Source organism: Streptomyces sp. NPDC102360 (assembly GCF_044766085.1).
Classification (GTDB): domain Bacteria; phylum Actinomycetota; class Actinomycetes; order Streptomycetales; family Streptomycetaceae; genus Streptomyces.
The window spans coordinates 56,983-77,362 of sequence record NZ_JBIWLG010000003.1 but is presented as its reverse complement, the minus strand read 5'-3'; the positions used below and the strand labels follow the sequence as shown (position 1 = coordinate 77,362).

The window sequence follows — 20,380 nt, the reverse complement described above, 5'->3', positions numbered from 1 at the left end:
ACGCACCCGGCGGGCCTTCGGGTGTGCCAAGACTGTCCGACGGCGCCGCATGATCATCACCTGGCGGCGCCGCCTGACAGGCCCACGTCGGACGTACGGAGAAGAGGCGGACGTGACGGACACCAGCGACAGATCCCTGCGGGGCGACGGCACGACCGGGGCGAACTCCGGAGCGGAACCCGGCGCGAAGTCCGGCGCGAACTCCGGCCCGGAACCCGGCCCGGAACCCGGCGGCGCACCGACCGGTGGCCCTGGTCTGCGCAGCGCCCTCAAACAGCGTCACATGACCCTGATCGCGATCGGCGGTGTCATCGGCGCCGGACTCTTCGTCGGCAGCCGCGTCGTCATCCAGGACACTGGGCCCGCCGCCGTGATCTCCTTCGCGCTCGCCGGCGGCCTGGTCATCCTCGTGATGCGGATGCTCGGCGAAATGGCGGTGGCCCGCCCGGCCGTCGGCTCCTTCCACGCCTACGCCCGGCTGGCCCTCGGCCCGCTGGGCAGCTTCACCATCGGCTGGCTGTACTGGTACTTCTGGGTCAACGTGGTGGCCCTCGAAGCGGTCGCCGGCGCCGAACTCGTCCGCGCCTGGCTCCCCGGCCTCCCGCTCTGGACGATCAGTCTGGCCCTGATGCTGATCCTGACAGCGGTCAACATGCTGTCGGTGAAGACCTTCGGCGAGTTCGAGTACTGGTTCTCGTCGATCAAGGTGGCCGCGATCACCGTGTTCCTCGTCGTGGGCCTGGTCTTTGTGGTCGGCCTGTGGCCGGGCGCGCACGACGCGGGCGGCGTCGACAACCTCACCGCGCACGGCGGCTTCCTGCCGATGGGCGTGGGGCCGGTCCTCACCTCCATCATCCCGGCGGTCGGCTTCTTCACCGGCGCCGAGATCGCCGCGCTGGCGGCCGCCGAATCCGCCGAACCAGGCCGCAACGTCGCACGGGCGACCCGCTCCGTCGTCCTGCGCGTTCTGCTCTTCTACGTGGGCTCGATCTTCCTGGTCGTCGCGATCGTCCCCTGGAGCTCGGACAAGCTGAACGGCGGCCCGTACATCGCGGCGCTCCAGGAGATCGGCATCCCCGGCGCCGACACCATGATGCGCATCCTGATCCTGATCGCGGTCCTCTCCTCGCTCAACGCGGGCCTGTACTCGGCGTCCCGCATCGTCTTCGCGCTCACCCGCGAGGGCGAGGCACCCCGCGGCCTCACCAAACTCAGCCGCAGCGGAGTCCCCCGCCGAGCCATCCTCCTCGCCACCGTCCTCGGCTACGTGGCCGTGGTCTTCGCCTACGTCTCCCCGGACACGGTCTTCTCCTTCATCGTCCACTCCTACGGAGCGGTCGCCCTCTTCGTCTACCTCCTGGTCGCCCTCTCCCAACTCCGCCTGCGTAAGCGCCTGGAGCGTGAGGACCCCGACTCCCTGACCCTCAAAATGTGGGGCTACCCGTACCTCAGCTGGTTCACGATCGGCGCGATGGTCGTCGTCATCGCCGCGATGGCGATCCTCCCGGCGACACGCGCCGACTTCGCCGCCAGCCTCCTGACGGTCGCGGTCGTCCTGACCTCTTACGCCTTCCTACGCCGACGCCGCCGCGCACAATCGGCGGCAGGACTTGACCTCAAGTCCGATTGAGCTTCTACCTTCGAGCCATGAAGACACTTGTGCTGGGAAGGACGCCCGCCAGGGTGACAGAGGTACTGTCCACGCTGCACGCGGACGGCTTCGACGCGGACGGGACGAGCACCGACGACGAGGCGCGCGAGCTGCTGGAGACCCGGGAGTTCGATGTGCTGATCATCGGCGGGGGAGTGGGTCCCGAATCCCGGACCGCCCTCAAGGAGTTCGCGGAGGAGCACCACGTGCGCCGGGTGATCGACGGCGCGCTGACGGCGCCGTTCGACGCATATGTACGGCGGGAGTTCGAGCCGGTGCTCAGGGAGGTCGCCGGCGTGGCGTGACCGGTGAGCGCGTCAACCGGCCGTGGGCATGAACGCCTTGGCGTGTGCGAGGTGCGCCTCCAGGAGGCCGGCCGCTTCCTCGCCCTTCGCCTGACGCAGCAGCGAAACGATCTCCCGGTGCTCCTCGACCTGCGCCGGGAGATCGTCGCTGGTGCGGTCCGTGGTGGCGACCGCCAGCTTGATCTCCGACATGAGGTCGCGGGCGGTCGCCGTCAGGCGGGGGCTGCCCAACAGCCCGACGATCGCCACATGTACGAACAGATGCGCCTCCGTGACGACACTGGCGGCGGCCGACGAGGCGACCGCCTCCTCGAAGTCGCGCTGGGCCGCGGTGAGCGCCACAAGGTCGGCGCGGGTGGCCTGCACCACTGAGCGCGCCGCCGCCGTCTCGAGGACGCGCCGCGCCTTGAAGATGTCCTCGATCTCCTCTTCGGTGAGCCGACGCACCTCGACCCCGCGATTCGGCCGCCGCACCAACAGGCCCTCGGCAGTGAGGATCTGAAGCGCCTCGCGCACAGTGCTGCGGGAGACGCCGAGGCTCGCCGCGACATTGCTCTCGCGCAGCGATGTGCCGCCCTCGATGGTGCCCCGGTACATCTCCTCGCGCAGCGCGTGCGCCACCCGGTCCACCGTGCTGGAGCGATCGATCTCTATGGGCCCTAGCGCCATCACGTTCTCCCTCGAGGCATGCGTCGGATTGCCGGACAATTATTGCCGACACCCTACTGGCAGCCGACTGCCATGAGCAGACCGGGAGTTGGACGGTGGATTTAATCGCTCCGACTCTTGACCGTCACCCAGCGTTGCTGAAATTGTCCGACAAGCAGTCAGTCCGGCGAAACCCGTCGACGACTCTCGTGCTCAGCCCTGCCATGCCACCCTGCCCGCCCTGCCCGCGGGCGGTCCTCCGGGCGCCCCCACCCTGCCGACCACGGCTGTCGCGCTGCCCCTTTCCTCCCAGGGAGACCGTTCATGACCGATACCGCTGCCACCACACGCCTCTGGGGCGGACGCTTCCGCAACGCCCCGGACGAAGCGCTGACAAAGCTGTCGCGTTCCGAGCCGAGCTACTTCGACATGGCGCCCTACGACCTCGCGGGCTCCCGCTCCCATGCCCGCGAACTGCACCGGGCAGGACTGCTCGACGACGCGGAACTGGCCACGCTGGTCGATGCCATCGACGTACTCGACGGCGAGTACCGCCGCGGCGAGGTCGAGCCGCGCCCCGAGGACGAGGACGTCCACACGTTCCTGGAGCGGGTGCTCAGCGAGCGGCTCGGCGCGGTCGGCGGCAAGTTGCGCGCCGGACGCTCCCGCAACGACCAGGCCGCCAACGACCTGCGGCTCTACCTCCGCGACCAGGTGCGCCACCTCGCCGGGGCCACCGCGGAGCTGGAGGAGGCCCTGCTGGCCCAGGCCCGGCGGCACCGCGCCACTGCTGCCCCCGGCTTCACCCATCTGCAGCCCGCCCAGCCGATCACCTTCGGGCACCAACTCCTGGCGCACACTCACGCGATCAGCCGGGACATCGACCGGCTGCGCGACTGGGACCGCCGCAGCGCACGCTCCCCGCTGGGCGCCGCCGCCCTCGCCGGATCAGCCATCGCGCTCACCCCCGAGCACGCCGCGCGCGAGCTCGGATACGAGCGCACCTGCGCCAACTCCATCGATGCGGTGGCCAGTCGGGACCACGTCGCCGAGTTCCTCTTCGTCGGCTCGATGCTCGCCGTCGACGTGTCCCGGCTCGCCGAGGAGATCTGCCTCTGGGCCAGCCGCCAGTTCCGCTGGATCGCGCTCGACGACCGCTTCGCCACCGGGTCGTCGATCATGCCGCAGAAGAAGAACCCCGACATCGCCGAGCTGGCCCGCGGCAAGGCGGGCCGCCTCGCCGGCAACCTGATGGGCGTCATCGGCGCGCTCAAGGGCCTACCGCTCGCCTACAACCGGGACCTCGCGGAGGACAAGCGCGCCGCCTTCGACACCGTCGAGACCCTGCTGATGGTGCTTCCCGCGATGTCCGGCATGGTGCGCACCTTCGTCGTCGACGAGGCGGAGCTGCGAGCGCAGGCCACCGCCGGATTCACCCTCGCCACCGAGATCGCCGACTGGCTCGCCCGCCGCGGCGTCCCGTTCAGCGAGGCCCACGAGATCACCGGCGCCGTCGTGCAGCTCTGCGAGGAGCGCGGCGTGGACCTGGAGGAGCTGAGCGACGCCGACTACGCCGGCGTCGACGCCCGCCTCACACCCGAGGTGCGCTCCGTCCTCACCGTCGAGGCCGCGCTGGCCGCCCGCAGCGGACAAGGAGGCACCGCCCCCGCCCAGGTCGACGTGCAGATAGCGGAGTTGGAGGCGCTCATCGTCGAACAACGCGCGTGGGCCGCCGCCTACCAGGGGCCCCGCGCATGAGCACGCCACCACCCTCGACCGGCACGACAGCCTCCGGAGAAGAGAGTCACGTCATGTCCGAAGCAGTAGCGGAGAGCTCCGCGCCCGCGGACACGGGCGATCTCGTCGCGGTGCCGCGCAGCCACTACGGACGCTGGGTCGGCGCGCTCGTGGTCGTCGTCTTCCTCGGCTGGCTGGGCTATGCCTTCGCCCACGCGGCCATCGACTGGGGTGTCGTCAAGGAGTACTTGACGATGGGTGTGCTCCTGAAGGGGCTGCTCATCACCCTGGTCCTCACGGTCGTCGGCATGATCCTCGGCATCGTCCTCGGTGTCCTGGTCGCCGTGATGCGGCTGTCCCGCAACCCGGTCACCTCGGGAGTCGGCTGGCTGTACGTGTGGGTGTTCCGCGGTACTCCGGTCTATCTGCAGCTGCTCGCCTGGTTCAACATCGGGCTGCTCTTCCCGTACGTGTCGCTGCCCGGCCTCGGTGGCGCCCGCACCGTCGACCTCGTCACCCCGTTCGTCGCCGCCGCCATCGGTCTCGGCCTCAACCAGGGTGCGTACACCTCCGAAGTGGTGCGCGCCGGCATCCTCTCCATCGACGAGGGGCAGACCGAGGCGGCCCAGGCACTCGGTATGTCACGCCTGCGGACCATGGGCCAGATCGTCCTGCCGCAGGCGATGCGGGTGATCCTGCCGCCGATCGGCAACGAGACCATCGGCATGCTGAAGACGACCTCGCTCGCCTCGGCCATCGGCGTCAGCGAGATCCTCTCCGAGGCGCAGCACATCTACTTCGTCAACAACCGGATCATGGAACTGCTGATCGTGTGTGCCATCTGGTACCTCGCCGCGGTCTCCATCCTCTCGGTCGTCCAGTACTACCTGGAACGGCACTTCGCCAGGGGCAGTAGCAGCCGCGCGCTGCCCGCGACGCCCCTGCAGCGGCTGCGCAAGACCCTCCAGCAGAAGAAGGCGGTCTCCTGATGAGCGTCACCACGAGCACCGAACGCGCACTGGTGCGAGCCGAGTCGGTGCACAAGAGTTACGGGGACCTCCAGGTACTCAGGGGCATCGACCTCGATGTGCGCAGCGGCGAGGTGGTGTGCCTGCTCGGCCCGTCCGGATCGGGCAAGAGCACCTTCCTGCGCTGCATCAACCACCTGGAGCAGGTCAACTCGGGCCGCATCTGGGTGGGCGACGAGGTGATCGGCTACCGGCAGCAGGGCACCAAGCTGCACGAGCTGAACGAGCGCGCCATCGCCCGGCAGCGGCAACGCATCGGCATGGTCTTCCAGCGGTTCAATCTGTTCCCGCACATGACGGCCCTGGAGAACGTGGTCGCGGCGCCCGTCGGAGTCAAGCGCGTGGCCCGCGCCGCCGCCCGCGAGCGCGCCGCCGAACTGCTGGCCCGGGTGGGCCTCAAGGACAAGGCGGACGCCTACCCTCGCCAGCTGTCCGGCGGTCAGCAGCAGCGCGTCGCGATCGCCCGCGCGCTGGCCATGGAACCTGACCTGATGCTCTTCGACGAGCCGACCTCCGCGCTCGACCCCGAGCTGGTCGGTGAGGTCCTGGAGGTGATGAAGGACCTGGCGAGCAGCGGCCTGACGATGATGGTCGTCACGCACGAGATCTCCTTCGCGCGCGAGGTCGCCGACCGCGTGGCGTTCATGGACGGCGGCGAGATCCTGGAGGTCGGCCCGCCGTCCGAGGTGCTCGTCAACCCGCGACACCCGCGCACCCAGTCGTTCCTGGCCCGCGTCCTGTGAGCCCCGAGTCCGCAGGAGAAGCCATGTCCCGCCCGCTCCGCGCGCTCACAGCCGTCGCGGCCTGCCTTGCCGCGACGGCCGCGCTCACCGGCTGTGTCAGCACGAGCATGCCCGCATCGGCGGCAGGCAAGGGCGGGCTGCCGCCCTCCATCAGCAAGGACAAGCAGCTCAAGGTCGGCCTGTCGCCGGACTTCCCGCCGATGGAGTACCGCGACGAGAAGACCAACCGCGTGGTGGGAGTCGATGTCGACCTCGCGCGGGCGCTCGGCGCCGAACTCGGTCTCAAGGTCACGTTCCAGGAGCAGAAGTTCGACCAGCTCATGAACTCCGTGACCACCTCCCGCGTCGACATGGTGATGTCAGGGATCTCCGACACCGTCGACCGCCAGGAGACCGTGGACTTCGTCGACTACTTCGACACCGTCGGCCGCTTCTACACTCTGCCGAGCCGCGCCGACGACTTCCGCGACGGCGACGACGTGTGTGGCCGCAAGCTCGCCGTCAGCAAGACGACCGACTACTACGGCCAGGCGCTCGACTACAACAAGCGGTACTGCACCGGAAAGGGAAAGCCCGCTATCCGGGTCCTGCCCACCGATTCCGGCGCGGCGGCCCGCTTGCAACTGGAGCAGAAGCGCGCGGACGTCGCCATCCAGGGCGGCGAGAACCTGGCCTTCTTCGGCCGCACCGAACCCGGACGGTTCAAGACGGTGCTCGACCCGATCCCGGCGAAGCCGTTCGCCGCCGTGGTGAAGAAGGACGACAAGCCCATGGCGCGACTCGTACTCAAGGGCTTCCGTCAGATCCGCGCCGACGGAACGTACCAGCGGATCCTGAAGAAGGCCGGCATGGCCTACGGATCAATGGCGCCCACGTTCAACGGAGTTGAGGACTGACTCATGCACACCCCTGTCGATCCGCGGCCGCCGCGCTGGCCGAACGGGCACCGCGCCGCGGTCGCCCTCGCCTTCGACCTGGACGGACCCACCGGTGGCGCCATGCTCGACGGCTCCCTGTGGGACCGGCCCGGCTACTTCGCCCTCGGCGGCTACGGACCTCACCGGGCGCTGCCCCGGCTGCTGGACCTCCTCGACGACGCCGGGGTCCCCGCCACCTTCTTCGCCCCGGCCTGGGTGGTGGAGCACTGGCCCGAGGCCTGCCGCACCATCGTCGAGCGCGGTCACGAGGTCGCCCACCACGGTTACCGGCACGAGTGCTATTACGACCTGACCGTCGACGAACAGCACGCCGTGATCCGACGCAGCCAGCGGGTGTTCCGCGACGTCCTCGGCGTCGAGGCCACCGGCTTCCGCTCCCCGTCGGGCGACTGGCACCCCGAGACCCCGCGCGTCCTGCGCGAGCACGGCTTCCGCTACTCGAGCTCGATGCGCGGCGACGACCGCCCGTACCGGCACACCCTCGACGGCGTCACGTCCGACCTCGTGGAAATACCCGCTCGCTGGGACATGGACGACTACGCCTTCCTCGCCTACCACCGCAACCCGGACTACCCCGGCGGCCAGGACCGGATCGCGAGCTACGCCCTGACGCTCGACAACTGGAAGCGCGAGTTCGACGGATACCGCGCCGAAGGGCTCTGCCTGACGACCCTCTTCCACCCGAAGGTCTCGGGCCGCCCCGGCCGCCTGCTGCTCCTGGAGGAACTCATCTCCCACATGCGTGCACACGACGACGTCTGGTTCGCGACCTGCCACGACGTGGCCGACTGGTGGATCGAAAGCGGGCAGGGGACGGAGGTGGCTGCCGCGTGAACGACATCCACGGCCGGTGGCCGAACGGCGCCCGCGCCGCCGTCATGATCACCGTCGATCACGATGCCGACCTCGCGCTCCTGAGCGGCTCTCCCGCCATCGCCGACCGCGGCAAGACCCTGTCCGTCGGCCGCTACGGAACCGACCGCGGCATCGACCGACTGCTCGGCCTGTTTGCCGAACTCTCCGTTCCCACCACGTGGTTCGTGCCGGGACGCAACGCGGAACGGCATCCCGAAGCGGTGCGACGCATCGTGGCCGCCGGACACGAGCCGGCCTGCCACGGAGACGCGCACGAGGACTTCCAGCCCTTGACGCTCGACGAGCAGATACGCGCCGTCCGTGACGGAGCCGACCGGCTGCGGCAGGTCACCGGTGCACCCGTGCGCGGCTTCCGCACCCCTGCCGGAGAGTGGAAGCCGGGGCTCGGCGCCCACCTCGCCGACTCGGGACTCGACTGGTCCTCCTCGTCACCCGGCGACGACCTGCCCTACCTCCACCCCGGTATGGGCGGTGTCGTGGAGATCCCGGTCCAGTACGAACTGGAGGATCACCAGTACTTCTTCTTCAACCTGGAACCGCCGTTCCCGACGGGCCAGTCGCGCATCGCGTCGTACGCCCACGTCCTCGGCAACTGGACGCAGGAATTCACGGCGCACCACCGCTACGGCCTGTGCTACGTGCTGCGGCTGCACCCGGAGGTCACGGGAACACCGGGCAGGATCGGGCTCGTCCGGGACCTGATCACCCACATCCAGGCGCACCCCGACGTGTGGATCACGACCGGTTCGCGGATCGCCGACTGGTGGCGGACGAACCACCCGGACAACGGCCCAGGCCACCCGGCGGACCTGTTCGCCCGGCTCCGGGCGGAACGGGAGCCCGCCGTATGACGCCGAGCCCGCTCACCCGGCTCGCCGGCCTGGTTTCCGACACCAGGTACGAGCACCTGCCGAAAGCCACTACGCGGAAGGCGACGCTGCACGTCCTGGACACCCTCGGAGCCGGCCTCGCGGGCGCGCACAGCGAGGAGACCGGGATCGCTGTGTCGGTGCTCGGCGGGGAGCGTGGCGAAACCCCGGTGTGGGGGACGCGTGAGCGGCTGACACCGCGGGCGGCGGCCCTGGTGAACGGTGTCTCCAGCCACGCCTACGAGGTCGACGACACCGGCGGATGCGACCACTCGGGCGCGGTCGTCGTCCCCGCCGCGCTCGCGGCCGCCGCGGTCGGTGCCGCCCCGGTGAGCGGCGCCCGGCTGCTCACCGCGATCGTCCTCGGCTATGACGTGGGGCGCCGGATGCTCGAAGCGTTCGGTGGCTACGAGGCGCACAACGGAGCCGGTTGGCACTCCACCGGAACCTGTGGCCCCTTCGGGGCGGCGGCCGCGGCCGCCCACGTCCTCGGCCTCACCACCCGCCAGACGGAGGCGGCCCTCGGCCTGGCGTCCAGTGGCAGCGCGGGCCTGTGGGCCTTCGTTCACGACGGAGCCATGACCAAGCGGCTGCACGCGGGCCGGGCGGCCGAGAGCGGCCTGCTCGCGGCGCGCATGGCGGCAGCGGGGATGACGGGGCCATCGGCGGTCTTCGACGACACCTGGGGCGGTGCGCTTGCCACGTACGCGGGAAAGGAGGCCGAGCCGGGCGCGCTCACCGAGGGGTTGGGGCGGAATTGGAAGATCATGCGCAGCTCCCTCAAACCGTACGCATCATGCCGGGGCACCCACTCATCGGTTGACGCCCTGCTGTCCATCATGGGCGACCGAAACCTGGACGCGGACGACATCGCCACCGTGCACGTGAGCATGAGCCCGTTCCTGCACGGCATGTGCGGGGGACGGGGAACCGCGACGCTGGCGGCGGCGCAGCTCAGCCTTCCGCGCGCGCTGGCCGCCGTAATCACCCATGGCCATGCGGGACTTGAGGCCTATATCGGCGACAGCGGGTACGGGGCTTCGCTGCGCGCCGCCATGGCGCGTATCGAGCTCGAGGTGGACGAGGCGATCCCGGCGGACGAGGAGCCGGTCGTCACCGTCACCAGCTCCGACGGGCGACGCTGGTCACTTCGGGTCGACGAACCCAGCGGCTCGCCGGGGAACCCGCTCACCGAAGCGGCCGTCCGGGAGAAGTTTCGCGGGCTTGCCGGCCGGGTGCTCACCGCGGATCGGACCCGGGAGCTGGAGCAGGCCGTGCTCGGCCTGGCAGAGGCGGGGGATGCGGGGGCGCTGGGATCGGCACTCGCTCCGTAGCATCCCGGCGGACAATCCTGCGCACTCGCTGGCGCGTCGCGAAGAAGCGTGCTCAACTATGCGCACGTTCTTGCAAGTTGGTGAGCGAGTCTGCGCAGCTCGGGTGATCGCCGGGGACGGTGGCGCTCGTGGTGCGCTTGAAGGAGGCCGGGTGAGCAGCCGCCGTGTTCTGCGGGAGACCCGCACCATCGACCCCGCGTCGATCACGGAGCAGTATCTGGACCGTGTCCTCGCCCTCCCGGAGGGCGTCGGCACGCTCCGGGTCGAGCTGGACTTCGAGAAGGTCACCGACTGCTTCCAGCTCTACGCGGCCGCCCTCGACCCCGACGGGTTCCTGCGCGGTCACGTGCAGTGCCCCGGTGATCCCGGGCCGCGCCGGCTGTCCTTCGAGGTGGGAGAGGACCACGCCGATCTCGGGTGCCATCCGGGGCCGCTGCCCGCCGGGGAGTGGACCATTCGCATCGACCTCGACCGGTTCGCGCAGGGCGGGAGTTACGAGCTGCGGGTGTACGTGGCCGATGCGGATGACGTCGCTCTCGCACCCGTCGCACCCGTCGCACCCGCCATTCGTACGCGAGGTGCGCGGGCGGCACCGGCACCGCAGTCACCTCCCACCTGGCTCCGCGGCGAGCTCCACTCGCACTCCCTGCACAGCGACGGCTCCGCCGAACTGTCCGCCCTGCTCGACGCCGCGCGCGCCGCAGGACTCGACTTCCTCGCCGTCAGCGACCACTTCACGTCGAGCCACTGGGCGGAACTCACGCGCCTGGAGGAGGACGGGGCCGCCGACGGGATCGTGCTTCTCCGCTCCATCGAGCTGACCTCCCACTTCGGCCACGCCAACCTGCACGGCCTGTCCCGGTGGCCCGGCACCTACGTCGACGCCGACGGCTGGGACTTCGCCGACGCCGCCCGCGACGTGCATGCCCAGGACGGGCTCGTGGGTGTCAACCACCCCTTCAGCGGTCGCCAGGCGTGGCGCAGGGACGACCACACCTGGGACGACGTCGACCTTCTCGAGATCGACAACTTCGGTCAGGGGGCCAATAACGACGCGGCCGTCGGACTGTGGGACCGGCTGCTCGCCTCGGGCCACCGCATCACCGGCGTCGCCGGAACCGACTGCCACCACCCCCAGAAGCCCGAACACCGGCTCGGCCAAGTCACCACCGTCGTACGGGCGGAGCGCAGCCGCGAGGGCATCCTCGGCGCGCTGCGGGCGGGCGAGGCGTATGTGTCGCGCGGGGCCGGGCTGCGGCTCTCCGCCCGGACCGACAGCGCGGAGTGCGGGATGGGCGGGACCGTGTCCGTGTCTCCGGGCGGGCCCGTCCACCTCGACGTGGAGATCGACACACCGCGCCCCGCCGTGCTGTTCATCCTGCGCGGCGGACTGCTCTGGCACATGGAGCCGGTAGCGGCCGAAGGGCCTGCGCGCATCCGCGTGAGCGACCCGCGCCCGCTCCCCGGCCCCTACCGCGCCGAGCTGCACACCTCCAGCGACGACCCCTACTTCTGGGCCTCGTGCAACCGCTCGCACGCCTCCTCGCTCGCCGTCTCCAACCCCGTGTGGGTAGCCGCCACGTCCCCGCGGGAAGCAGAAAGGCACTCCGCATGAGATCCGTACGTGTCTGTGTCCTCGCCGTCACCGCGCTCGCCCTCACCGCGTGCAGCTCCGTCGTCGGCGGGCAGAAATCCGGTGACAGCAAGGGACTTGTCGTCTATACCTCCTCCGGGCCGGAGGTGACGGGTCCCATCGTGAAGGCCTTCGAGAAGGCCCACCCCGACATCAAGGTGACGCTCACCGCGATCTCCGGTACCGGCCCGCTGATGAGCCGTATCCAGGGCGAGAAGGCCAACCCGCTCGGTGACGTCGCGTGGGGCGGCTCCATCGAGAACTACAAGGCCGTCGCGGCCAAGGGGATCTGGGCACCGGACGAACTCGGCCAGGACAAGCACATGGTGGCCACCGACCCCAAGCACCAGTGGCACGCCACCGACCTGCTCTACCAAGCCATCGCCGTCAACACCGACCGCGTCAAGGACCCGGCCGACTACCCGAAGACGATGAACGACCTCGCCGACCCGAAGTGGAAGAAGCAGGGTGGCATCGGCTTCGCCAACCCCCGTTCCTCCGGCACCGGTTACTCCGTTCTCGCCGCCATGGTGAGCAAGTACGGCTGGGACTACGTCGACAGGTTCCTCCCCAACGCCAAGGTCACCGACAGCAGCGACGCCATGTTCAAGGGCGTACGCAATGGCGAGTTCCCCCTGGCCTTCATCAATGAGGATCTCGGAAACGCCTGGGTGAAGGCGAAGGCGCCGCTCAAGCTCGTCTATCCGACCGATGTGGTCTCCAACCAGATCGGCGCCGCCGCCGTCATCAAGGACGCGCCCCACACCGCCAACGCGAAGACCTTCGTGGACTACCTCATGTCCGCCAAGGGGCAGAAGGTCATGAGCGACGCCGTCGGCCGCCGCTCCGCCCGCACCGACCTGCCCGCGCCCGCCGGACTCGCCGGGGGTAAAAGCCTCCATCTGGCCAAGTCCCCTGAGGAGTTCGTGAGCGAGCAGTCGAAGGTGCTCGACAAGTTCGACGCCGCCTCGGGCGCCAAGTAGCGGGCCGGGCGCGGAACTTCACATGACCACGACCGACACCCCGCCCGAGGAACGGAAGCGAACCATGGCCGCCGCCGGGCGGCCGCGCCGCCGCCCCGGCATCTGGGTCCTCATCGCCGTCCTGCTCGCCCTGCTGCTGCTCGCCATCATCGTGCTGCCCCAACTGCGCATCGTGACGGCGGCGTTCAGCGACGGCCACGGCGGGGCGACCCTCGCGCACTTCGCCGAGTTCTTCACCACCGCCCGCTTCACCGAGGCCCTTTGGCACTCGGTCGTGGTGTCCCTCGCGGCCGGACTGCTGTCCTGCCTCGTGGGGATCCCGACGGCGTATCTGCTCGCCCAGTACGACCTGCCGCGGCGCAGCCTCTTCCTCACCCTCGCGACGATGGCGACGGTCTCGCCGCCGTTCCTCGGCGCCTACGCCTGGGTCATGCTGCTGGGGCGCGGTGGCATTCTCACCGATGTCCTCCCGCTGCCGTTCGACACCATCATCGGGCCGGGCGGCATCATCTGGGTGACCATCTGGGCCACCCAGTCGATGACGTTCCTGATCGCCTACGACACCTTCCGGTCCATCGACCCGAGCCTCGACGAGGCCGCCGCCAGTGTGGGCAGCAACCCGTGGCGCACCCGGCTGCGCATCGTCCTGCCGCTCGCCGTTCCGGCCCTCGTCACCGGCTTCTACACCGCCGCGATGAAGATCTTCGCCGACTTCGGCACCCCGCTCATCATCGGCGGTGGCTACCGCATGCTCCCGGTGGAGGTCTACAACGAGTTCCTCAGCGAGGTCAGCACCAACCCCGCTCTCGCCTCCTCCGCCAGCCTCGTCATGCTCGCGGTCGCCGGAGCCACCCTCGCCGTGCAGCAGTGGGCGCTGCGGCGCAGGACCTACGCGTCGGTGGGTGTGCGCACCCGGCCGCTCCAGCCGGTCGGCCGAGCCCAGAAGCTCCTCATGACCGGCTGGCTCTGCCTCGTGTTCTTCCTGTCCTTCGTGCCTCACCTCGTCGTCATCGGAACCAGCTTCCTGACGTGGCAGACGGGCATCCTGACCTGGACGCCCACGCTCGCCAACTACCGGCAGCTGTTCGCCGAGGACCTGGGCACGATCCTCACCAGCTTCGTCCTCGCCGGCATCGGCTGCGTGCTGTGCATCCTCGTCGGCGTCCTCACCGCCTACATCACGGTGCGCCGCCGCTACCGGGTCCTCGCCCCGGCGCTGAACATCATGGTGATGATCCCGTACATCCTGCCGGGCACCGTCCTCGCCATCGGCCTCATCCTCAGCTTCAACAGCGCGCCGCTCATCCTCACCGGGACGGCGACCATCATCGTGCTCGTCTATCTGACCCGACGCCTGCCGTACTTCATGAAGTCGGTCGAGGCCGCCATGACCCAGGTGCACCCGGCCCTCGAAGAAGCCGCGATCAGCGTCGGCGCCAAGCCGCTGCGGGCGTTCCGGCAGGCGACGCTGCCCGCGATCCGGCCGGCCGTGGTCTCCGGCGGCACCGTCGCGTTCCTCCAGATGATCACCGAACTGAGCGCCACCATCATGGTCTACGCGGTCCCCTTCGTCACGATGACCGTCGTGATCTTCAACAACGCGGTGCAGCCCGGCAGCCCGTTCGGTGTCGCCTCCGCGATGACCGTCGTCCTGATGGTCAGCGTCTACGTGCCCCTGTACTTCGTCCGGCGCCGCTTCTCCGACCTCAGAACCTCGTGACGGGATCCCACCCACCATGGCCACAGACCTGCCCGCTTCCGGCGCCTCCGTGAGCGTCACCATCTCCGGTGTCCGCAAGCAGTTCGCCAAGCACCTGGCCCTTGACGGCATCGACCTGTCCGTCCCCGCCGGTTCGTTCACCACGCTCCTCGGGCCCTCCGGCTGCGGAAAGACGACGCTGCTGCGGATTCTGGCGGGGTTCGAGACCGCGACCAGCGGCGCCGTCAGCTTCGGCGACCGCGACGTGGCGACCGTTCCGCCGTGGAAGCGGGACGTCGGATTCGTGTTCCAGAACTACGCGCTGTGGCCGCAGATGCGGGTGAGCGAGAACGTCGCGTACGGCCTGAAGCTCCGCAAGCTGTCCAAGGCCGAGATCGCCCGCCGCGTGCACGAGACCCTCGATCAGGTCGGCCTCGCCCAGCGCGCCGACGCCTTCCCCGGCCAGCTCTCCGGAGGCCAGCAGCAGCGCGTGGCGATGGCCCGCGCCCTGGCCCTGCGCCCGACCGTGCTGCTGCTCGACGAGCCGTTGTCCAACCTCGACGCGAAGATGCGCGTCGACATGCGCCACGAACTGCTCACCCTGCAGCGCGAGGCCGGGATCACCGCCGTCTACGTCACCCATGACCAGGAGGAGGCGCTGGAGATGTCCGACGTCGTCGCGGTCCTGAACAACGGCCGCATCGAACAGGTCGGTTCGCCGTCCGACATCTACGAGCGTCCCGCGACCTCCTTCGTGGCGTCCTTCGTCGGCCAGGTCACGCTGATCGCGGGCCGGTGCACACCGACGGGCTTCGTGCCCGACCTGCCGTCCGCCCAGCCCCTGGCCGGGATCGTGGAGGGCGCACACGAGCACGACTCCGGCCGCTGTCAACTGGCCCTGCGCCCGGAGGACATCACCGTGGTCGAGCCCGGGCACACCGACTGCCACTGGGAGGGCACCCTCCAGCGCACCACGTACCACGGCAGGGGCCGCACCAGCTCGGTCCGTCTCGCCGACGGCACCCGCTGCCTGGTCGCCCACCGTGCGCCGCTGACGGCCCGCCCCGGGGACACGGTCGGCATCCGCGCACTCGGAGGCTGCCTCGTTCCCCTGGACGACCGCGTCAGCCCGGTTCCGGCGCAGGGCGCAGCTGCCGCAGCCACCTCTCCGTCCGGGTGAGGTGCGCGCCCGCCGCCGCTGCCGCCGCGGTGGGGTCGTGGGAGGCCAGCGCGTCGATGAGCGCCTCGTGGCCCTGGTCGCTCGCGGCGCGGACCGCCGTGCCCTGAGCGGAGCCATACACGTTGTAGTGCCGGCCCCGGGAGCGCAGGACACCGGCGAGCGCGGCCAGGGTCTCGTTGCCGGAGGCCGCGCAGATTATGGTGTGGAACTCGTGGTCCAGGTCGTGGAGTTCCTGCTCGTCCTCGGTCGCGCTCAGGCGCGCCTGCAGGTCCCGCAGCCGCGCGATCACCCGCCCGTCGGCGCGGGCCGCCGCCAGTGCGGCGGCCTGGCACTCCACGGCGCGGCGGGTGTCGAAGAGTTCCAGGATGCCGTCGAGGGGGAGTACGTCGACCATCGCGGCGAAGCCCGCCAGCATGTGGGCCGGGCGCAGCGCCGAGACGAACGTGCCCGCGCCGTGCCGGGGTTCGAGCATCCCGAGCGCCGCGAGCGAGCGCACCGCCTCGCGCAGCGAACCGCGTGACACCCCGAGCCGGGCACACAGGTCGGGCTCCGGCGGCAGCTGCGCGCCCGGAGCCAGTTCACCGCTCGCGATCATCGCCCGCAGCCCGGCTGCCGCCGTGTCGGTGGCTGTCATCGACCTACCCCCTGCGTCCTCGCGTCACCCGAGAAGTCATCCGATGAATTCGACAGTAGGGCATGAGGAAGATTCTCACGTTTCACAACTGCCCCTGTTCAGCGAGCAATTTACCGCCTACGGTCCTGCGAGTACGACTCGACCGGACACAGTCATCGGATGACTCTCGGAGTGACATGTCTTCCCACCCCCTCGACGCCTGGGCGCTCGACCCCGACGTACGCCACCTCAACCACGGCTCCTTCGGCGCCGTGCCCCGTGTCACCCTCGACGAGCTGCGAGTGCTGCGCACGGAGATGGAGACCAACCCGTGCCGGTGGTTCCGCGAACTCCCGGAGCGCGTGGCGCGGGCCCGCACCGACATCGCCCGGCACCTGCGCGTCGCCCCGGACACCGTCGCGCTCGTGCCCAACGCCAGCGCCGGTATCAGTACGGTGCTGGGATCGCTCGAACTGCCGCCGGGCAGCGAGGTGTTGCTGACGGACCACTCCTACGGCGCCGTCACCATGGGAGTGACACGGGCCGCCGAGCGGGCGGGCGCACACGTACGGACCCTGCACATCCCGCTCGACGCGACACCCGCGGAGATCGCCGCGCTCTTCGCCGATGCCCTCGGCGGTACCGGTGCGCCGACCTCCCTCGTGGTCGTCGACCAGATCACGTCGGCCACCGCCCGCCTCTTCCCGGTCGCCGACATCACCGCGCATGCCCACGCGGCGGGCGCCCTCGTGCTCGTCGACGGGGCGCACGCGCCGGGCATGCTCGCCGACCCCCTCGCCGACGCGGGCGAGGCCGACTTCTGGGTGGGCAACCTGCACAAGTGGCCCTGCGCGCCCCGCGGCACGGCGGCCCTCGTGGCGCGCGGCGACCGGGCGCAGCGGCTGTACCCGCTGACCGACTCCTGGGGCGCGCCCTACCCGTTCCCCGAGCGCTTCGACCAGCAGGGCACGGTGGACCTCGCCCCCTGGCTCGCGGCGCCGCGCTCTCTGGAGTTCGTCGAGGAGCGCTTCGGCTGGGACGCCGCGCGCCGCCACATGGCCGAACTGGCGGGGGAGGCCCAGCAGTTGCTCGCGGACGCCCTGGACGTGGACACGGCCCCGGTCGGAGGCAGCCCGGCACCTGCCATGCGCCTCGTGCCGCTCCCCGAGGGCGCGGCGGCCGACCAGGACGCCGCACACGCGCTGCAACGCCACCTCGCCGACACGATCGCCTGCGAGACGGCCGTCACGACGTGGCACGGCCGCGGCTTCCTCCGCCTGTCCGCCCACCTCTACAACGACCGCAAGGACTACGCGTACCTGGCCGACCAGCTGCCGACGGCGCTGGCCGAGGCCGCGTCGTGATCACACCCAAGGAGGCGGGCCGGCTGCTCGTCTCGCGGCTCGGCGAACGCGCAGGAGCGGGTGGCGGACAGGGCGGCACCCCGGCCGCCGCGCGGCGCGCCGTGGTGCCCACGGCCCTGGTCCACTACGGCTAGGGTCGAAAGCCCGTACCACCTCGCAGGAGTCCGCCACCGATGTCCGACACCCCGCAGGCCCCCGTCATCCACGGCAACGTCCCCGGCTCGTTCGCCCGCAGCGTCCTCGCCGAGCGGCACCCCGCGCTCATCGAGAAGGTGCGTGCCGCCTTCCCGTACGGGCCCGAGCAGCACCGCGCCCTGGACGCGCTGCTGCGGAACACGGCGGAGGGTGTGATCGAGCCGCTGGGCGAAGGGGCGCACGACCGCGAGCGCTGGGATTCGTGGGGGAGCGAATGGTTCGGGGCGTCGTGGTTCGACGCGCCGTTCCTGTGGGCGGAGAGCTACTTCTACCGCCAACTCCTCGGAGCCGTCGGGTACTTCGGCGAGGGAGACGGCGCCTGGCAGGGCATCGATCCCTTCCGGCCGTTCAAGCAGGCCGAGCTCGACACCCCCGAGACCGACGCCGAGCTGGACGCGGTCGACCGCCTGGCCTCGGCGACCGTGGCGGAGCGGGAGCGCGGGCTGCTCCTCGGAGCGCTCTGGGGCAACCGCGCCGACCTCGGCTTCCGCGTCACCGCCGACGGCTCCGAACCCGGCGCGGACACGCAGCTCGTCGCCGACGACTCCGAGGCCTTTTGGGCCGCAGTGCCGCAGGGCGGCGGCGCCACGGTGAGCCTCGTCGCGGACAACGCCGGGCGTGAACTCCTCGCCGACCTGCTGCTCGTCGACCACCTGCTGGACGACGAACGCGCCGCACGCGTCATCTTGCAGCTCAAGCCGTACCCGTACTACGTCTCCGACGCCATGACCGCCGACGTCGTCGACTGCGTGCGGCGGCTGACGCGGGCGGGCGGCGCGGCGGCCGAGGCCGGTGGGCGGATCCGGGCGGCGATGGGGGACGGGCGGCTCGCGGTCCGCGCCCACTCCTTCTCCTGCGCGCCGCTCCCGTACACCGAGATGCCCGACGACCTGCGCGCCGAGTTCGCCGCGACGACGCTCACCGTGCTCAAGGGGGACCTCAACTACCGGCGCCTGGTGGGGGACCGCCTGTGGGAGCCCACCACGCCGTTCGCCGAGCGGACCGCGTACTGGCCGACTCCCGTGGTCGCGCTGCGCACACTCAAGTGCGACGTGATCACGGGCATCGAACCGTCCACCCGAGACGCGCTGGACGCCGCCGAACCGCACCAGAAGTGGCGGATCAGCGGCGCCCACGCGCTCGTACAGGCCAGGACGTGAACCGTCAGGCCGTCGCGCGCTCCAGCGTTTCCAGCGACCTGCCCGCCGTCTCCCGGATGAACGCCGCCGTGAACGCGAACGCGAGGACGCAGATCCCCGCGAAGAGCGCGAACGCGACGCCCGCCCCGGCCGTGAGCAGTACAGGGAAGACCAGCGAGACGGCGAAGTTGGCGGCCCAGTTCGTGCCCGAGCCGACACTCACGCCGACGCTGCGGACCCGCAGCGGGAAGAGCTCGGGGAGCATCACCCACAGCAGCGGCGCCCAGCTCAGCGAGTAGGCCACCTTGAATACGGCGAGGCTCGCGACGGCCGCGACCTGGCCGAGCGTCTGGTGCAGCATGCCGAGCGAGAACACCGCGCACAGCGTGCTCATGCTGAGGATCATCAGGACGAGCCCGGTGAGCAGCAGCGGCTTGCGGCCGACCCGGTCGACCAGACGGCCCGTCACGAACGTCGTGACGATCGAGAGGACACCGAGCCCGACGCTGTTGAGCAGCGCCGCGGAGTCCCCGAAACCGGCCGCCTTCAGGATCGTCGGCGCGTAGAAGACGATCGTGTTGGAGCCGATGATCTGCTGGATGACCGCCATCGCCACCGCGATGCAGAGCCCGCGCCGCACGCGGAGGTCGGTGAACAGCTCCCGGAGGCGGCCCCGACTCTCGTGCGAGCTGTTCGCGGCGGCGCGGATGTCCGCGAGCTCGGCATCGGCCTCTTCCTCGGTGTGCAGGCGCAGCAGCACCGTGCGGGCCTCGTCCTCGCGGCCGTGCGCGACGAGCCAGCGCGGCGTCTCCGGCTGCGTCCACATCCCCGCGAACAGCACGGCGGCCGGCACGATCGCGAGCCCCAGCATCCAGCGCCAGGCGCCCGCGTCGGACAGCAGGTAGGAGATGAGGTACGACACGAAGATGCCGACCGCGATCATCATCTGGTTGAGCGTCGACACCCGGCCACGGATGGCGGTCGGGGCCAGCTCGGAGAGGTAGCTGGGGATCACGGACGAGGAGAGGCCGACGGCCACACCCGTGATGATGCGGAACGCGATGAGCGGCCAGGGCCCCGTGGCGAGCGCCATGCCGAGCGCCCCCGCGCCGAAGACCACGGCCGTGCAGAGCATGACCGGGCGGCGTCCCCAGCGGTCCGTCGCGGGCCCCGCCGCGAAGCAGCCGGCGATGGCGCCGATCATCAGCGAGCTGACGAACGCGCCCTGCATCCAGGCGCTCAGGCCCAGGTCGCGGGTGAGGAACAGCTGGGCACCCGCCACGATCCCCATGTCGTACCCGGACAGCAGACCACCGAAGGCGCCGCAGAGATAGAGCAGAAGCGTGCGGCGCGAACGGACGTCCGCACCCGGTGCGTCGGACACCGGGGTCCGGGTGACGGCAGGCATGACGAGCTCCCTTGCTGGTCGGCTCCGCATCATTAGC

19 protein-coding genes are annotated in these 20,380 nt (G+C 70.5%); 16 read left to right on the top strand and 3 right to left on the bottom strand.

Translation table 11 applies throughout. From position 1 onward, the window contains the following. Positions 1-112: 112 nt before the first annotated feature. Together ACIRHA_RS14625 and ACIRHA_RS14620 are read left to right on the top strand one after the other, a co-directional pair. Entirely contained in the window at positions 113-1,630 is a 1,518-nt protein-coding gene (locus tag ACIRHA_RS14625) for an amino acid permease (RefSeq protein WP_403844675.1), read from the top strand. 17 nt (positions 1,631-1,647) lie between these two features. Beyond that, positions 1,648-1,956 (top strand): hypothetical protein, encoded by a 309-nt coding sequence (locus ACIRHA_RS14620; RefSeq protein WP_403844673.1) that lies wholly within the window; start codon positions 1,648-1,650, stop codon positions 1,954-1,956. Positions 1,957-1,968: 12 nt separating this feature from the next. Here ACIRHA_RS14620 and ACIRHA_RS14615 read toward each other — a convergent pair whose 3' ends face one another. Continuing rightward, positions 1,969-2,625 carry a GntR family transcriptional regulator gene (locus ACIRHA_RS14615; protein WP_403844671.1) on the bottom strand — a complete coding sequence of 219 codons (657 nt, stop codon included), beginning with the start codon at positions 2,623-2,625 and terminating at the stop codon, positions 1,969-1,971. Between the two features lie 303 nt (positions 2,626-2,928). Here ACIRHA_RS14615 and argH point away from each other — a divergent pair, with 303 nt between their 5' ends. The 11 genes from argH to ACIRHA_RS14560 all read left to right on the top strand — a co-directional run bounded on the left by argH (position 2,929) and on the right by ACIRHA_RS14560 (position 15,624). Further along, complete coding sequence (gene argH / locus ACIRHA_RS14610) at positions 2,929-4,362, top strand: argininosuccinate lyase (protein WP_403844669.1); 1,434 nt, start codon at positions 2,929-2,931, stop codon at positions 4,360-4,362. 53 nt (positions 4,363-4,415) lie between these two features. Further along, the gene (locus ACIRHA_RS14605) at positions 4,416-5,330 is read left to right on the top strand and encodes an ABC transporter permease subunit (RefSeq protein WP_403844666.1); all 915 of its coding nucleotides are present in this window, start codon (positions 4,416-4,418) and stop codon (positions 5,328-5,330) included. After that, positions 5,330-6,112: an amino acid ABC transporter ATP-binding protein gene (locus tag ACIRHA_RS14600; RefSeq protein WP_403844665.1), complete on the top strand. Its 783-nt coding sequence runs from the start codon at positions 5,330-5,332 to the stop codon at positions 6,110-6,112. Before ACIRHA_RS14605 ends, ACIRHA_RS14600 begins: the two co-directional genes overlap by 1 nt. 23 nt (positions 6,113-6,135) lie before the next feature. Next, on the top strand, positions 6,136-7,008 hold the full coding sequence (locus ACIRHA_RS14595) for an ABC transporter substrate-binding protein (RefSeq protein ID WP_403844662.1): 873 nt from the start codon (positions 6,136-6,138) through the stop codon (positions 7,006-7,008). Between the two features lie 3 nt (positions 7,009-7,011). Next, positions 7,012-7,884 carry a polysaccharide deacetylase gene (locus ACIRHA_RS14590; protein WP_403844660.1) on the top strand — a complete coding sequence of 291 codons (873 nt, stop codon included), beginning with the start codon at positions 7,012-7,014 and terminating at the stop codon, positions 7,882-7,884. Further along, entirely contained in the window at positions 7,881-8,777 is an 897-nt protein-coding gene (locus ACIRHA_RS14585; protein WP_403844658.1) for a polysaccharide deacetylase, read from the top strand. The genes ACIRHA_RS14590 and ACIRHA_RS14585 overlap by 4 nt, the downstream gene beginning before the upstream one ends. Beyond that, entirely contained in the window at positions 8,774-10,129 is a 1,356-nt protein-coding gene (locus ACIRHA_RS14580; RefSeq protein WP_403844656.1) for an MmgE/PrpD family protein, read from the top strand. Before ACIRHA_RS14585 ends, ACIRHA_RS14580 begins: the two co-directional genes overlap by 4 nt. Before the next feature lie 151 nt (positions 10,130-10,280). Then, positions 10,281-11,744, top strand: a complete 1,464-nt coding sequence (locus ACIRHA_RS14575) for a CehA/McbA family metallohydrolase (protein ID WP_403844654.1) — start codon at positions 10,281-10,283, stop codon at positions 11,742-11,744. Beyond that, positions 11,741-12,745, top strand: a complete 1,005-nt coding sequence (locus ACIRHA_RS14570; protein ID WP_403844652.1) for an extracellular solute-binding protein — start codon at positions 11,741-11,743, stop codon at positions 12,743-12,745. Before ACIRHA_RS14575 ends, ACIRHA_RS14570 begins: the two co-directional genes overlap by 4 nt. 22 nt (positions 12,746-12,767) lie before the next feature. After that, complete coding sequence (locus tag ACIRHA_RS14565; protein WP_403844650.1) at positions 12,768-14,465, top strand: ABC transporter permease; 1,698 nt, start codon at positions 12,768-12,770, stop codon at positions 14,463-14,465. Positions 14,466-14,481: 16 nt separating this feature from the next. Then, complete coding sequence (locus tag ACIRHA_RS14560) at positions 14,482-15,624, top strand: ABC transporter ATP-binding protein (protein WP_403844647.1); 1,143 nt, start codon at positions 14,482-14,484, stop codon at positions 15,622-15,624. Here ACIRHA_RS14560 and ACIRHA_RS14555 read toward each other — a convergent pair. Continuing rightward, entirely contained in the window at positions 15,569-16,258 is a 690-nt protein-coding gene (locus ACIRHA_RS14555; protein WP_403844645.1) for a FadR/GntR family transcriptional regulator, read from the bottom strand. The two genes, ACIRHA_RS14560 and ACIRHA_RS14555, sit on opposite strands and share 56 nt — an antisense overlap. A gap of 176 nt (positions 16,259-16,434) precedes the next feature. Between ACIRHA_RS14555 and ACIRHA_RS14550 the strand changes: the two genes are divergently transcribed. The 3 genes from ACIRHA_RS14550 to ACIRHA_RS14540 are packed head-to-tail and all read left to right on the top strand — an operon-like array spanning position 16,435 to position 18,956. Further along, on the top strand, positions 16,435-17,601 hold the full coding sequence (locus ACIRHA_RS14550; protein WP_403844642.1) for an aminotransferase class V-fold PLP-dependent enzyme: 1,167 nt from the start codon (positions 16,435-16,437) through the stop codon (positions 17,599-17,601). After that, positions 17,598-17,735, top strand: a complete 138-nt coding sequence (locus ACIRHA_RS14545; RefSeq protein ID WP_403844640.1) for a hypothetical protein — start codon at positions 17,598-17,600, stop codon at positions 17,733-17,735. Before ACIRHA_RS14550 ends, ACIRHA_RS14545 begins: the two co-directional genes overlap by 4 nt. Before the next feature lie 39 nt (positions 17,736-17,774). Further along, positions 17,775-18,956 (top strand): damage-control phosphatase ARMT1 family protein, encoded by a 1,182-nt coding sequence (locus ACIRHA_RS14540; RefSeq protein WP_403844638.1) that lies wholly within the window; start codon positions 17,775-17,777, stop codon positions 18,954-18,956. Positions 18,957-18,960: 4 nt separating this feature from the next. On the opposite strand, the gene ACIRHA_RS14535 is transcribed toward ACIRHA_RS14540, so the two are convergent. Next, positions 18,961-20,343, bottom strand: coding sequence for a sugar porter family MFS transporter (locus ACIRHA_RS14535; protein WP_403844637.1), 1,383 nt, complete (start codon positions 20,341-20,343; stop codon positions 18,961-18,963). Positions 20,344-20,380 lie beyond the last annotated feature (37 nt).